Below are 12,920 nucleotides of genomic sequence, written 5' to 3'. Positions count from 1 at the left end.
GACCTCCGGTGCGGGTTCAGTGGGTGAAGCGGTCGGGATCGGCCGCCGACCAGTCGGCTGCCCACGATTCGGGCGGAGATGCCAGGAGCTGTCCTGGCGAGAGCCACTCGTGGAGTTCGGCGTAGGAGCGGACGGTGTGCGGGTCGACGCGCTGCAGCAGCATGTGCGGGCGCAGGCCCTGGGGGTCGTCGACACCCATCGCGGCCATGATTTCGCGGGCGCTCTTGACGGTGGCTTCCTGGTACCGGCGGACGCGCTGCGCCTTGTCGCCGACATCGAGGGCGCGGGCCCGCCGCTCGCTCTGGGTGGCGACGCCCACCGGGCAGGTGTTGGTGTGGCAGCGCTGGGCCTGTATGCAGCCGACCGCGAACATCATGGCGCGGGCGGCATTGGTGTAGTCGGCCCCCTGGAGCAGTCGCTTCACGAGGTCGCCGCCGGTGGCGACCTTGCCGGCGGCCCCGACACGGATGCGGTCGCGCAGGCCGGTGCCCACGAGCGCGTTGTGGACGGTCATCAGCCCCTCGCCGAGCGGCAGTCCGACGATGTCGACGAACTCCAGGGGGGCCGCCCCCGTACCGCCTTCGGCTCCGTCGACGACGATGAAGTCCGGGGCCGTGCCCTCCTCCAGGGCGGCCCGGCACACGGCGAGGAACTCGCGGCGCGAGCCGACGCACAGTTTGAATCCGACGGGCTTGCCGTCGGCCAACTCCCGTATCCGGGCCAGGAAGCGCACCAGCTCGCGCGGCGTGGAGTACACCCGGTGGTAGGGCGGGGAGACGACGGTGCGGCCCTGCGGCACCCCTCGTACCCGGGCGATTTCCGCGTTCACCTTGGCCCCGGGCAGGACGCCGCCCACACCGGGCTTGGCACCCTGGCTGATCTTCAGCGAGACCGCCTTGACGTGCGGGTGCGCGGCCTTCCGGGCGAACTGCCGCTCGTCGAAGCCGCCGTCGTCGGTACGGCACCCGAAGTAGCCGGTGCCGATCTCCCAGACGAGGTCCCCGCCGGGCCGCAGGTGGTGGTCCGACAGGCCGCCCTCGCCGGTGTCGTGGGCGAAGCCCCCCAGCCGCGCACCGGTGTTGAGCGCCAGGATCGCGTTGGCCGACAGGGAGCCGAAGCTCATCGCGGAGATGTTGAGCAGGGCCATGTCGTACGGCTGGGTGCAGTCGGGGCCGCCCACGCGGACGCGGGGAGTTCCGGTGGACAGGGGGCGCGGCGCCATCGAGGGGGCGAGGTACTCACTGCCGGCCTCGTAGAGGTCGCGTTCGCTGCCGAACGGTTCCTCGGCGTCGGTCCCCTTGGCCCGCTCGTAGACGAGGCTCCGGGTATCGCGGTCGAACGGGCGGCCGTCGAAGTTCCGTTCGATGAAGTACTGCTGGATCTCGGGGCGCACTGCCTCCAGCGCGAAGCGCAGGTGCCCGAGGACCGGATAATTGCGCAGAATGGAGTGGCGGCGCTGCAGGACGTCGTGGAGTGCCGTGAGCAGGAGCAGCAGCAGGGGCGCGGCAGCGGCCCACCACCAGGACGACACGGTGAGGGCGGCGGCAACCGCGGCGACCGCGGCTGCGCCGAGGACCAGCAGCAGGGCAAGTATCGTCAGCACACCCCCGCTTCTGTCCCCGCCCCCGCCTTCCATTCCCGGGCCCGGGTCGCGAGGAAGCCGGCCGCCCCTGGTTCCCGTAGCCGGCCGTAGCGCCGGAATGCACGGTGGACGGGCCCGCCGGCCGCACCCGGGCGAACTCGCCGTCGCCCAGGCTCCGCAACCGCCCGCCGCGTCGCGGGCAACCGGGTGGGTTTCAACCGCGCGAATGCGAACAGACGTGCCGCAGAACACCGACGTCAAGGAGCCAGCGATGCCGAATTCCTCCCGCCTCCCGGCCCCCCTGCTGCAGAACTGGGCCTGGCAAGCCGAGGCGGTCTGCCGTGAGGTGGGGTCCGAGCCGTTCTTCGGCCCGGCGGAGGAGGAGGGACGCAGGGGACGGAAGGAAAGCGACCGGCAGGCGAAGTCGCTGTGCGGAACATGCCCCGTGGTCGAAGCCTGTCTGCATCATGCCCTCGCCACGCATGAGCCCCATGGCGTCTGGGGCGGCCTCACGGCCCGGGAGCGCCGCCTGCTCCTCTCCCCTGGGGCCATGGCGACGCTCCCGTCGGCCTGACCATGGAGATGGCCGGGTGCCGCCCGGCCACCATGGGTAGCACCACCGTCTGCGGGTAGCCGCCACAACGAACACACCAGCCACACCGTGCCCGCCTGCACCGGTATCGCACGGCCGACCCGGGAGATCTTCCATGGCGTCCGCACTCATCGCAGCAGTACCGGCCCCGCCCACCGGCCTCTGCGTCCCGCCCGGGGTCTACCGCCCGCAGGCCGATACCGGGCTGCTCGCGCAGGCCCTGGTACACGAGGGCATCGGCCCCGGCACGGACGTCATGGACATCGGCACCGGATCGGGCGCCCTCGCGCTCCTCGCCGCGTCCAGAGGAGCCCGTGTCACGGCGGTCGACGTGTCCCGGAGGGCGGTCGCGGCCGCCCGCCTGAACGGCACCCGGCTCGGGCTGCCCGTACGCGTCCTCCACGGGGACTTCGCCGCCGTGAGCCGGGGCCGGCGCTTCGACATCGTCCTGGCGAACCCCCCGTACGTTCCCTCGCCCCGGGCCCGCCTGCCCGAGCGCGGCCCCGGGCGCGCCTGGGAGGGCGGCGAGGCCGGACGCGAGGTCATCGACAGGATCTGCGCGCGGGCCTCGGCGCTGCTGCGCCCGGGCGGTGTACTGCTCATGGTGCACTCCGTGCTGTGCGGATCCCGGACGACGGTGGACCACCTGCGCCGGACGGGGCTGTCCGCGGAGATCACGATGCGGGGCGTCGTGCCCTGGGGGCCCGTGCTGCGCTCCCGTAGGGCCTGGCTGGAGGAGCAGGGACTCGTGGGCGTCGGCGAGGAGCGGGAAGGGCTGGTGATCGTCCGTGCCGAACGACCCGGACGCTGAGGCCCGGCGCGTCTTCCTGGAACGGGGCGGCCCCGTGCTGGTGGAAGGCCCGGTGGAGGTCGTGCTCGACGACGGCACGGTGGTCCGCTCCGACCGCTTCGCGGTCGCGCTGTGCACCTGCCGCCGCAGCCGCACCTACCCGTGGTGCGACACCAGCCACCGGCGGCGAGAACAGCGGGGCCCGGAGGAGCGCGCCCCTGTGGAAGGAGACCGCCCAGACCGCCGGTGAACGCGACCGCTCCCGCCACGACCGACTCCGCACGCGCGGGCGCTCGCCGAGGTCGGGGCGGCGTCCCCGCCGCCGCGGTCGGTCCCTGCGCACCGGACGGCCCCCGCGGATCCTGCCGCGCTCCTGAAGGCCGACCCCTGGGGCGAGGACCTGCAGCTCGCCCTCCACCTGCTACGAGCTTCACTACCGGGGCTTCGACGACGACCGGGAGTGGGATCCGGACCTGCTCCGGCTGCGCCGGGCGCTGGAGACCCACCCGCTTCCTGCACGCCCTGCGGACCGAGCTGCGTGACGCGCCGGGCTCCGCCGAGGAGGCCTTCGCACCCCTCCTCGTCGACCCGTCGGCCTCTCGGGCAGCGTCGGCCGCCACCCCGACGACGGCGAACTGCGGCAGCTGCGCGAGTACGCGGCCCTGCGCTCCCCCTACCGCCTGAAGGAGGCCGACCCCACCTCCGGGCCGTCCCCCGGCTGACCGGCCGCGTCAAGGCGGGCACGGCGGCGATCGAGTACGACGAGCTCGGCATCGGAAGGGCCGAACACCTCCACGCGCGGATGCTCGCCGCACTCATGGCCGACACGCCTGCCATCGGGTCCGGCGGGCAGCCCGCCACGGTTGCCGGCGGGCAGCCGCCAGATGATCGACTTCCAAGGTGGCCGCGCAGCTGGTCGGCCGACCAGCCCGGCGCCACCTTCTGGCGTCTCGCCGAGCTCCTCCTCCCGGCCGGTGAGGCGTTTCTGAGCGGCGCGGCGGACCGCGTCGGCGATGGCGAGCACCCGCCGGAATCAGCAGTGCGCGGTTCTGCATCCGGTGTGCGCGCTGCAGCGACCCCTCCCCATGCGCCTCTACATGTGTAGAGTGCGGGCAGCAGCCATCCTCTACCGATGTAGAGGGCGGCCTCGTTCGACTTCAAGGAGCCACGGTGAGCGCGATCGTCACACCCGTCCTCGAGCGCAAGCCCCGACCCAAGCCACTGCGACCCTTCAGAGTCGGGGCCGGCGGCTTCCTCCTGCTGGGCACGGGTCACCTCGCCCTTGCGGCCGCGACGGCGCTGGGCGACCCCACCCCTCAGCAGGAAGCCTCCTCGGCAGCCATGCGGGAGTCGAGGATGACCCTGCTCGGCCTGGAACGCAGCACCCTCGACATCGTCCAGGGCATGAGCCTCGTCATGGCCCTCTTCGTCATCGCGTGCGGGCTCCTCGCCCTCACCGCCGTCCGGCACGCCCCGGAACTGGTCGAACGGCGCACCGCCTTCGGATGGACGCCCCTCGTCGCTTCTCTGGTGGGCCTGGCGATATCCGTCCTGTTCCTGCCCATGCCACCGATCGTCGTCCTCACCGTCACCAGTTGCGCCTTCGCCGTGTCCTTGCGCCGGGCGACGCCGTGATCCGGTCGCGGCGGGGCCGCCCGCCGCACCGGCCGGGCAACCGCGTGCACCACCTCGGGTTCGGGCTGGAGCTCTTCCCGGATCTTCTGTGAAGGGCCGTTGCTGTGCACGGTGGTTGGGCACTGTTCCGACCGGCTGCTGGACTCACGTCGGCCGCGGATCCCGCGCCGGCCGCACAAAGGACGCCGGGGAGACGGGACAACATCGGCATCGCCGTCGAGGACCCGGATGCCGCCATCGCGTTCTTGTGGAACTCGGTGTGGAGCTGGAGGGCAGGGCGCAGGTCGAGGACCTCGTCGCCGACCAGTCGGGTACGCATCGCGTCATGTTCGTCGTCGACGACATCGAGGACGCCGTTGCCAGCCTGCGCCCTCACGGCGCCGAACTCGTCGGCGACATCGCCCGGTTCGAGGACACGTACGTGCTCTGCTGCCTCCGCGGCCCGGACGGCCCGTGACGTGACCCGCCTGGCCCGGCCGGGCGAGCCGACCTACGGGTACGCGGACGGGGACTGGACGCCGCCCTGTCACGTGGGAAAGGTTATGGCTCCAGCCGGGCCAGGCGGCCGCCCGCCACAAAGGCGGGACAGCCGGCTGGCCGTTCGGGCTGCCGGTCAGCCGCGGCCCTTCGTCCAAGTGCCGGAGGAGCAGGCCATGAAGCGCCCCTTGAACGGCTGAGGCAGCTCGGTGATCTTGAGACGCTTGTACTGCGGCAAGTTGATCGTGTCAGCGTTCGCCAAGCACAGCGCGGCAGTGGGCTCCCACTTGCAGGAGCGCGTGTTGTACTGGCAGTCGCGCGCGGAAGCCTGTGAGGCGCCCACCATGCCTACCCCGGACGCCATGACAAGAGCGGCCATAACGATGGCTGCCTTACGCTTCATACTTCCCCCAAATTCGCTGTCTTCGCACACTTTCGGTGCGCTGTGGTCGGGAGCAATCTAGAAGGACTTGAAGGCCCACGCCTATGAAGTTGATCAAGATATGAGGTAACGGGTCGGCTCAGCACTGGTGCACCGGGACGCTGGGAGATGGGCTGCCGCCCGGCCACGGCGTGCAGGTCGGCGCCATGTGGCGGGCGATCCCGGTGGAGAGTTGCCTCGGGCCGGACCGTGCGGACTGATCCGGCGATGGCGAGGGGCCGCCCCAGGTGTTCCTGAAGGGCCTCCAAGCCCTCCAACAGTTCTTCGCGCGGGAAGGCCACCCGTCGGGGCGGGCAGTCGTCGACCAGCTGCACGGCGGTAGCAGAATCCATGACGCCCATCAATGGGCCGAGCCAATGGGCCGAGCCACTCAGGGACATGCGTTCGTGGTCCTGACGGCACAACCGTCGTCCACCGATCCGCCCGACCACCTGGGCTTGCGGAATCTCCAGGTCCAGCACGGCATCCTGCCTCGACTTCGAGTCGGCCAGGATGCCGTCCAGCGGGAATCCACGCTCGGTGTCCGGACGGGCCAGGCGCTCTTGACCGCCCCGCTCGTGGCCTCGTCCGGTGCCGGAAGGCCGGCGCGCATGTGCTCGCGGAACAGGTCACCCGTGGGTGACTCCCGTAGGTGGCCGGCCCGAGCTGGTTCAGCGGTTCAGCGGTTCAGCGGATCAGCGGGTGCAGCTGATCGCGGCGTCGGCCCAGTAGTAGCCGGGGCCGAGCCGGGAGGAGTTCGCGTAGAGCAGCACGCACTGTTCGTTGAGGTATCCGCTGATCAGCGCGTTCTGGCGGGCCCTCTTCTCGGCGTCCCGCTTCGCCTCCTTGGGGCTGTTTTCGGACGCGAAGCCCGTGAACACCCGCGTCTCCTGCACGCTGGCATCTCCTGCGTGCGCGACGGTGGGTGTGAGCGCCGCAAGACCCGCGAGAGCGATGGCGGCGCCACCCCGGATGAGCGTCTTGGTCATGCTGGTATCCCCTCTTGATGGAAATCGGTGTGGTTCAGCGCTGGCAGAACAGGTTGGCGACCGCGGCGTATACGCCACCGCCGACCGACTTGACATCGGTGGCACGGACGTAGCACTGGCTCGCCTGCCAGCCTGCCGACTGGGCGTTCGTGTAGGCCATCCGGACCGCGCCGTCCACCGCCTGGGACGGAGAGGTGCCGATCCCGTTGCCGGTGAACGTCCTCACCTCGGCCAGCAGGGCGTCGCCGTACGTGTGCTCGGCTACCTGGACGGCTCCGGCCGGGGCCGCCCGGGCGGACGTGACACTGCCGACGAGACACGCCGCCCCGGCAAGGGCAACGGCGATGGAACGCAGACGTACCGCGGACGAGCGGCTCACTGGATCTCCTCGATGGTCGCTTCGATGGTCACCGGAACGGTAGGTACGCATGACAGGGGCCGTGTCACTCACTCACACAGCATCCGAGTCCGAACCGTCCCCGTCGGAAATACCGGCCGTCACCGCACGACGGCGAGGGCGAGGGCCGCACCCGCCAGCCCCAGGAAGGCACCGGGGAGGACGATGTTGTGGAAGACACGGGCCCGGACATGGATGGCGACGGCGCAGATCATGAAGAACACGAGCCCGGTCGCGGCTGCTATCCCGACGGACCGGAAGCCCAGGAGCCCGAGCACGAGCCCCACGGCTCCGGCCCCCTTCAGTGCGCCGAGCGCCGGGAGCCAGGAGTGCGGGACGCCCACTTCAGCCGCGTTGGCCCGGACGAACCGGGCTCTCGCGAAGCTGGTGACGGCCTCCCAGATGTTGGCGAGGACCGTGAGGACGGTGACGCACACGTAGGCGAGGAACATGCCCGAGCTCCGTTCAGTACGACCGGGGGGTCGGCCGACCGTCGGCCTCCCCTGCGAAAACCCTCGCTCCGCTGCCCTCTTGGCGTCCAATACCTGCATCGATAGCCTGGCGGAATGGACGTCCACACTCGGTTGCTGCGTTACTTCCTCGCAGTGGCCGAGGAGGGGAACCTCACCCGCGCCGCTGAACGGCTGTTCGTGTCCCAGCCGGCGTTGACCAAACAGATCAAGCAACTGGAAACCCTGCTCGGGCTGACGCTGTTCACCCGGTCCCGCGCGGGCATGGCACTCACCGGCCCGGGCCGCACCCTGGCGGAGCGGATCCCTGTGCTCCTGTCCGACTGGGATCAGGTCCTGCGCGACACGAAGACCGCGGCCAGCCGGGCGGCCCGCGTGCTGCGCATCGGCTACCTCGCCAGCGCAGCCAACGAGACCACCCCGGGCATCATCACGGCGTTCGCCCGCTGTCGGCCGGGGTGGCGGGCCGAGATGCGGCAGGCCTCGTGGTCGGATCCGACCGCCGGACTCGCCGACGCGGATGTCGACGTCGCCCTCCTGCGGCTGCCCTTTCCCGGCCAGGACGCCCTGCGCGTGGAGGTGCTGTTCACCGAGCCCCGCTGGGTCGCCCTGCCCACCTCCCACCCGCTCGCCGCGTGCGAGCGGATTCCCTTCCGGGACCTGTGGGACGAGCCCTTCGTGGCAGCCCCGTCCGAAACCGGCGCGTGGCGGGAGTACTGGCTGGCCACCGACGAACGCGAAGGCCACCCGGTCCGCATCGGGGCCGTCACCGACCAGCCCGACGACTGGCTCAGCGCGATCGCCAACGGCTACGGCATCGCCCTCACCCCTGAGTCCTCAGCCCGCTTCTACGCCCGCCCCGGCGTCACCTACCGCCCCGTCAGCGGCCTCAGCCCCAGCTCCGTCGGCGTCGCCTGGGCCCCCTCGAACGACACCGACCCCGCGGTCCAGGACTTCGTACGCTGCTGCCTGGAGACCCGACCTGACCAGGGGTGAAAAAGGCCGATGGCTCGCACCGCCCGCGAATCCACGATCTGGATGGATGGCTGCCCGCACCTTCGGACAGGTGCGCGGTCCAGTCCGCGAGCGGTCCCGCGACAAGACTCCGGGCCGGCCGTCACACGGGGACGGCTGAGCGGCGGCCGGATGTCCGTGAGCGTCGCAGTGGGCCTGTCCTACCGCCTGCGGCAATCAGTCCCGTCCGACGATCCCGGCTTCCCAGGCGAGGACCGCAGCCTGGATCCGGTGGTCCAGTCCAAGTCGTTGGACCAGGCGCGAGACGTGTGCCCTCACACGGGTGATGGACAGACGGCACTCATCGGCGATCCGCTGGTTGGTGTGGCCGCCGCCGATGAGCGTCAGCATCTGCCGCTCCATGTCCGTGAGGTTGCCGATCCTCTCCAGCAGATCAGGGGAGCCCGCGGAAGGACGGCCTCGAGTCAGCGTATGCATGATCTTCGGATCGAGGACGTTGCCGCCGACACCCACGATCCGCACCGCGTGAGCCAGCTCGTCAGCACTGCAGTCCCGCACGACGAAGCCCGCGGCTCCGGCGCGGAGCACGTCAAGGACCCTCCCGTCCGGGCTGGAGCTGGTCAGCGCCAGAACCTTCGGGGGGAAGCCGAGTCCCAACAACTGACGGGTGGCCTCGACCGCACCATGGCCGGCAAGGGACACATCCATGATCACGACATCGGGCTGATACTCCTTGGCGGCTTTGACGGCCTCCACAGCATCAGCCGCTTCACCCACAACCACCAACGCGTCGACGGCCTCCAGTACCGGCCGCAGGCCGGACCGGCCATGACTTTCGACGATCAAGACGCGACTCACGCGCTTTCCCTTCATCCCGGCGTTGCAACGCCGCTGCGAGTTGGCGCCGTGACCAGTACCCCCCGCGGCACCCGGCGTACCCGGCCTGGCCCGACTGCAACGCCCCCGGCCCAACCGACTCGCTCAGCCCAGCGACCGGGTGTGGCTGAATGGCCTGTCAGGGGGTTCCAGGGCGATGAGAGGTCTCCACGCGCGGGCTCCGGCCGGTCGAAGCGGCCCCGGCCGGGTCCCGCCACGGACCCGGATGGCGCCGCGGACACCCCGCACGGCCTGGCCGTCCCCCTACAGTGCGGCTGTGGATGATCACGAGACGGAGCTCCTGGACGCAGGCAGCGGGGTGGGGAGGGCGTGCACCTGGTCCGCCACGCCCGCGGCGTGATGGTGGGATGGATGCCCGGAGACATCGACGAGTTGCACGCACGCCCGCACCAGCGGCCCGCACCAGCCGGGCCCGGGCGGCAGGAGCTGGCCGAACTGCACCACGCCACCGGTCTCGGCGAATCGGGTCAAGAAGCGGTGGGCCGCGCTCCGCTACCGGCCGTTGGCCTGGTGCTGAAGACGTGGAGCAGACCGCTCGACTCCAGCTGGGTAAGGAGCTGATCAGGTTCGACTTAGACGTCATCTCATTTGGTGAGTCTTCGGTACCAGATGAGGGTGCAGGCGATGCTGGTGAAGGCCAGGAAGTGTTCGGCTTTGCGTTCGTAGCGGCGGTGGAGGCGGCGACAGCCAGCGAGCCAGGCAAGGTCCGTTCGACGGTCCAGCGGTGGCGGCCCAGTCGCTGCGAGGACTCGATGCCCTTGCGTGCGATTCGATGTGTACGCCGCGCTGACGTCACCATTTCCGCAGGTGAACGTAGTCGTAGCCCTTCTCCGCGTGGAGCTTGGCGGGCTTGCGCCGACGGCGTCCGCGGCGCGCCCGGATGGGTGGTATGCCGCGGACGAGGGGCTGCGCCTGACTGTCGTGCAGGTCGCGCCCGCGATCCCGACGGACAGGGGCAGACCGGTCCGCTCGGTGACCAAGTGGATCTTCGATCCGTACTTGCCCCTGTCGACAGGATTCGGACCTGTCGGGTCCCCGCTACCGTCTTCGCGGCCCTGAAACAGGGCTCCCGGCCTCCGGCCCCGGTATGACTCGGTCCCCCAGTCGATGATGATCGGAAAGGTGGTGTCGCCGGGTGTCGGAGGCATTGGCAGACCGCTGATCAGAGGCACGAGCGCCGATCCCGCATGGGGTGAGGCAGTCTCTTCGTAACGTGGCTGCCGGCACGCTGATGCCGCAGGTGAGGCAGGGAGAAGGCAGCCGACGGGAGTACGCGCATGGCGGTTGACGATGACATCGACGTCTACCCGGGTCTGGATGTCGGCAAGGGTGGACACCACGCCACGGCCGTCAACCGGGCCGGGAAGAAGGTGTTGGACAGGCCGCTGCCCAACAGCGAGCCGAAGCTGCGCGAGCTGTTCGAGAAGCTGCAGGCCAGCCATGGAACGGTGCTGATGGTGGTCGACCAGCCGGCTTCCATCGGCGCCCTGCCTCTGACGGTCGCCCGGCACGTGGGCTGCCAAGTCGCCTACCTTCCCGGGCTGACGATGCGGCGGATCGCCGATCTGTACCCCGGCGAGGCCAACTCCTCGCCGCCCGAATCGAGGAACCCCTGGACGCCCACCCTCTTTCCCAGGTCCTGATCTCGATGGCCGGCATCGGGGTCAGGACTGCGGCTCGCATCCTCATCGACATCGGTGACGGAAGCGGATTCGCCCCCGCCGGACACCTCGCCGCCTACGCCGGCCTGGCACCCGTGACCAGAAGCTCCGGCTCGTCGATCCGAGGCGAACACCCGTCGAAGCGAGGCAACAAGCAACTCAAAAGGGCCTTACCCTGAGGCCTCGACGGCGCCTCCGGCGCCACCCGCTGGAACAGATCCCACAACTCATCTGCTGATGACCCGGTCCTGTTCGACGACCTATGGGCGAGGTCGCCGAGCACGGCGACGAACACGCCTGCCGGTGGATCGCCGTGCGCCACGCCGCCGTCCCCGGCTGCGCGGTGACGTCCCCGCCATGTACATCGTCGCGGGTGCCTTCTAGGGGCTGGCTGGGGCACAACCTCGATGTTGCCGCTGGACCGGACCGCTCGCCGTTTCCCGCTCACCGGCGAGCGGAGAAAGCCGCCAGCCGGGGCCTGGACGAGACCGCCCGCGAGGTGTTGTCAGCCCGACTGTTCGATGCATCAACGGCTCGGTCGATGACGGCGAGGCACGTGCAAGAGGCTGAAGCTCAATGAAGAGCACCAGGAAGGGCGGCTGCGTTACCACGCCGACTTGGCAACAGGCGGTGGATGAGGCTTGTGCTTCGGCTGGATCGACGGGCCGGCCCGCAAGCGCGACGTCGCAGGTGACGAACAGCCTCAGTCTGAATCAGCCCTCACTTTCGGGACGCCGTGCCAAGTACGCCACCTCCACGCCATGTGTCCCAGAAGAGCTATGGCTGCGAGGACAGCCAACACGCGAATCGCGCTCCAAGTAAATGCGGCATTCGGTCCCGCAGCGGCCGCCTCTAGATCCAGACGCCAAGAAGTCTCAAAGAAAGCGATCAGCGGAACAAGTAGGCGGAACGGAAGGCCGGCAATGCCGGGGATTCGTGCCAGGTTTCCGAGGAGCCCCACCGGGGCGCCAAGAATAAAAGCGAGCATTCCCCAGATCACGATCCTTGACCAAGCACCCCCGCCGCTCGGCTCGACAGCGACATCCATTCCCATCGGCGTAACCGGTTTCAAAGCCTTGAGTAGGTAGTAGACAACCACACCTACTGCCAATGCCGAAGAGGCCAGCAAAGCCGACTCGGCTTTCGATTGGCGAAAATAGCCGACCAAAAAGGCGAAACACGCCCACGACCAGCCTGCAGAGAACACGAGGCTCACTGCGTGAAAAATCGGGCCATCAAATTGGCCGGCGAGTGCTCCAAGCACGCCAATTGCCGCACCAGCCCCGAGGGCTACCAGCACGGGCGCGATGCGGGCACGTGAAAAATTCACTCTAGATTTCCTCGTCCTGCGGATAGCCGCTGAAGGGGAGTTGGTGGGCGTCCTGGGTTCCTGTGCTGATGATTACGCAGGAACCCAGGGCGCTCACCTCACAGTCCATGCCCGGCTGTTGTAGTGAGTGATCTAACGCGCCAAGCATCGGGCGGTGGGGGTTTAGTACTTGGCGTAGTAGGTGTAGCAAGTGTAAGCAAGGCCCGCCGTGTGGTTGGCGTTGGTGGTTTGTCCGGCAGGCTTGGTGTCCTTCACTATTATCCCGGCGATGTTCACGGTCGAACTGTGCTTCACGCTGCCGTGGTAATAGTTCGAGTAGCAGTACTTGCGATTGTCTCGCGCTTGCCAGCCGTAGCTCCACGTCCCACCGCCGGCTTGGACGACGCTCAGCGGGCTAACGCTGTTAGCCGAGACCGACCTGGCGGCCGGCTTCTTACTGCCCATTTTCGCCGGCTCGGTGAGTACGAGCTTCACCACCCCCAATTCCTTGGGGTCGCCCAGCTCCGCAGGCGCTTGGGTACCGTCTCCGCGGGTATGGAGGGAGATGGTGCTGCTCTGCGACGAACCGACGCCAACTTCGGCGGCGGCGGTGGCCGGCGTGGCGAAGACGCCAGAAGCCAGTGCTGCAGTCGCAGCAGCGAAAACCGCAGTTTTACCGAACCTCTTCACGGAAAATCCCCTCGTCTGCCCCCCCCTGTGGGGGC

Annotated in this window: 14 protein-coding genes and 3 pseudogenes; 8 read left to right on the top strand and 9 right to left on the bottom strand. The window is 69.4% G+C overall.

Annotation, left to right across the window (positions count from 1 at the left end; all coding sequences use genetic code 11):
* Nucleotides 1-16: 16 nt before the first annotated feature.
* Nucleotides 17-1,594, bottom strand: a complete 1,578-nt coding sequence (locus tag OHA91_RS35795; RefSeq protein ID WP_408059251.1) for an FMN-binding glutamate synthase family protein — start codon at nucleotides 1,592-1,594, stop codon at nucleotides 17-19.
* Nucleotides 1,595-1,700: 106 nt separating this feature from the next.
* Here OHA91_RS35795 and OHA91_RS35790 point away from each other — a divergent pair, with 106 nt between their 5' ends.
* From OHA91_RS35790 to OHA91_RS35765, 6 genes and pseudogenes are all read left to right on the top strand, one after another.
* Complete coding sequence (locus tag OHA91_RS35790; RefSeq protein WP_328740754.1) at nucleotides 1,701-2,156, top strand: WhiB family transcriptional regulator; 456 nt, start codon at nucleotides 1,701-1,703, stop codon at nucleotides 2,154-2,156.
* A gap of 133 nt (nucleotides 2,157-2,289) precedes the next feature.
* Nucleotides 2,290-2,985, top strand: a complete 696-nt coding sequence (locus tag OHA91_RS35785) for a HemK2/MTQ2 family protein methyltransferase (protein ID WP_328740753.1) — start codon at nucleotides 2,290-2,292, stop codon at nucleotides 2,983-2,985.
* Nucleotides 2,963-3,214 (top strand): CDGSH iron-sulfur domain-containing protein, encoded by a 252-nt coding sequence (locus OHA91_RS35780; RefSeq protein WP_031149569.1) that lies wholly within the window; start codon nucleotides 2,963-2,965, stop codon nucleotides 3,212-3,214. Before OHA91_RS35785 ends, OHA91_RS35780 begins: the two co-directional genes overlap by 23 nt.
* Nucleotides 3,215-3,424: 210 nt before the next feature.
* Nucleotides 3,425-4,069, top strand: a complete 645-nt coding sequence (locus OHA91_RS35775; RefSeq protein WP_328740752.1) for an iron-containing redox enzyme family protein — start codon at nucleotides 3,425-3,427, stop codon at nucleotides 4,067-4,069.
* 65 nt (nucleotides 4,070-4,134) lie between these two features.
* Nucleotides 4,135-4,599 (top strand): LIC_13387 family protein, encoded by a 465-nt coding sequence (locus OHA91_RS35770; protein ID WP_328740751.1) that lies wholly within the window; start codon nucleotides 4,135-4,137, stop codon nucleotides 4,597-4,599.
* 203 nt (nucleotides 4,600-4,802) lie between these two features.
* A pseudogene (locus tag OHA91_RS35765) lies at nucleotides 4,803-5,056 on the top strand (hypothetical protein).
* Nucleotides 5,057-5,212: 156 nt separating this feature from the next.
* On the opposite strand, the gene OHA91_RS35760 reads toward OHA91_RS35765, so the two are convergent.
* The 4 genes from OHA91_RS35760 to OHA91_RS35745 all read right to left on the bottom strand — a co-directional run bounded on the left by OHA91_RS35760 (nucleotide 5,213) and on the right by OHA91_RS35745 (nucleotide 7,335).
* Nucleotides 5,213-5,479 (bottom strand): hypothetical protein, encoded by a 267-nt coding sequence (locus tag OHA91_RS35760; protein ID WP_078959223.1) that lies wholly within the window; start codon nucleotides 5,477-5,479, stop codon nucleotides 5,213-5,215.
* A 713-nt stretch (nucleotides 5,480-6,192) separates the two neighbouring features.
* Entirely contained in the window at nucleotides 6,193-6,486 is a 294-nt protein-coding gene (locus tag OHA91_RS35755; RefSeq protein WP_031149563.1) for a hypothetical protein, read from the bottom strand.
* Nucleotides 6,487-6,520: 34 nt separating this feature from the next.
* Complete coding sequence (locus OHA91_RS35750) at nucleotides 6,521-6,865, bottom strand: hypothetical protein (protein ID WP_031149561.1); 345 nt, start codon at nucleotides 6,863-6,865, stop codon at nucleotides 6,521-6,523.
* A 119-nt stretch (nucleotides 6,866-6,984) separates the two neighbouring features.
* On the bottom strand, nucleotides 6,985-7,335 hold the full coding sequence (locus OHA91_RS35745) for a DoxX family protein (protein WP_031149558.1): 351 nt from the start codon (nucleotides 7,333-7,335) through the stop codon (nucleotides 6,985-6,987).
* A 114-nt stretch (nucleotides 7,336-7,449) separates the two neighbouring features.
* Here OHA91_RS35745 and OHA91_RS35740 point away from each other — a divergent pair, with 114 nt between their 5' ends.
* On the top strand, nucleotides 7,450-8,349 hold the full coding sequence (locus OHA91_RS35740) for a LysR family transcriptional regulator (RefSeq protein ID WP_031149556.1): 900 nt from the start codon (nucleotides 7,450-7,452) through the stop codon (nucleotides 8,347-8,349).
* A 195-nt stretch (nucleotides 8,350-8,544) separates the two neighbouring features.
* Here OHA91_RS35740 and OHA91_RS35735 read toward each other — a convergent pair whose 3' ends face one another.
* Nucleotides 8,545-9,186 carry a response regulator transcription factor gene (locus tag OHA91_RS35735; RefSeq protein ID WP_328740750.1) on the bottom strand — a complete coding sequence of 214 codons (642 nt, stop codon included), beginning with the start codon at nucleotides 9,184-9,186 and terminating at the stop codon, nucleotides 8,545-8,547.
* A 623-nt stretch (nucleotides 9,187-9,809) separates the two neighbouring features.
* A pseudogene (locus tag OHA91_RS35730) lies at nucleotides 9,810-10,262 on the bottom strand (IS5 family transposase); the annotation flags it as partial.
* 240 nt (nucleotides 10,263-10,502) lie between these two features.
* Here OHA91_RS35730 and OHA91_RS35725 point away from each other — a divergent pair.
* Nucleotides 10,503-11,059: pseudogene (locus OHA91_RS35725) on the top strand (IS110 family transposase); the annotation flags it as partial.
* 530 nt (nucleotides 11,060-11,589) lie between these two features.
* Here the strand turns inward: OHA91_RS35725 and OHA91_RS35720 are convergent.
* Both OHA91_RS35720 and OHA91_RS35715 read right to left on the bottom strand, forming a co-directional pair.
* Nucleotides 11,590-12,216: a hypothetical protein gene (locus OHA91_RS35720; RefSeq protein WP_328740749.1), complete on the bottom strand. Its 627-nt coding sequence runs from the start codon at nucleotides 12,214-12,216 to the stop codon at nucleotides 11,590-11,592.
* A gap of 162 nt (nucleotides 12,217-12,378) precedes the next feature.
* Nucleotides 12,379-12,885, bottom strand: coding sequence for a lactococcin 972 family bacteriocin (locus OHA91_RS35715; RefSeq protein WP_328740748.1), 507 nt, complete (start codon nucleotides 12,883-12,885; stop codon nucleotides 12,379-12,381).
* Between the last annotated feature and the right edge of the window lie 35 nt (nucleotides 12,886-12,920).

This window comes from Streptomyces erythrochromogenes (genome assembly GCF_036170895.1).
GTDB lineage: Bacteria > Actinomycetota > Actinomycetes > Streptomycetales > Streptomycetaceae > Streptomyces > Streptomyces erythrochromogenes.
Note: the sequence above shows the minus strand (reverse complement) of the source record. Positions and strands in the feature narration are given on the sequence as shown.

Bases quoted from the DNA above. Each gene is read 5' to 3' on its own strand.
- OHA91_RS35790 (WP_328740754.1), top strand. From the start codon at position 1,701: ATGCACGGTGGACGGGCCCGCCGGCCGCACCCGGGCGAACTCGCCGTC.
- OHA91_RS35785 (WP_328740753.1), top strand. From the start codon at position 2,290: ATGGCGTCCGCACTCATCGCAGCAGTACCGGCCCCGCCCACCGGCCTC.
- OHA91_RS35760 (WP_078959223.1), bottom strand. From the start codon at position 5,479: ATGAAGCGTAAGGCAGCCATCGTTATGGCCGCTCTTGTCATGGCGTCC.
- OHA91_RS35755 (WP_031149563.1), bottom strand. From the start codon at position 6,486: ATGACCAAGACGCTCATCCGGGGTGGCGCCGCCATCGCTCTCGCGGGT.
- OHA91_RS35745 (WP_031149558.1), bottom strand. From the start codon at position 7,335: ATGTTCCTCGCCTACGTGTGCGTCACCGTCCTCACGGTCCTCGCCAAC.
- OHA91_RS35740 (WP_031149556.1), top strand. From the start codon at position 7,450: ATGGACGTCCACACTCGGTTGCTGCGTTACTTCCTCGCAGTGGCCGAG.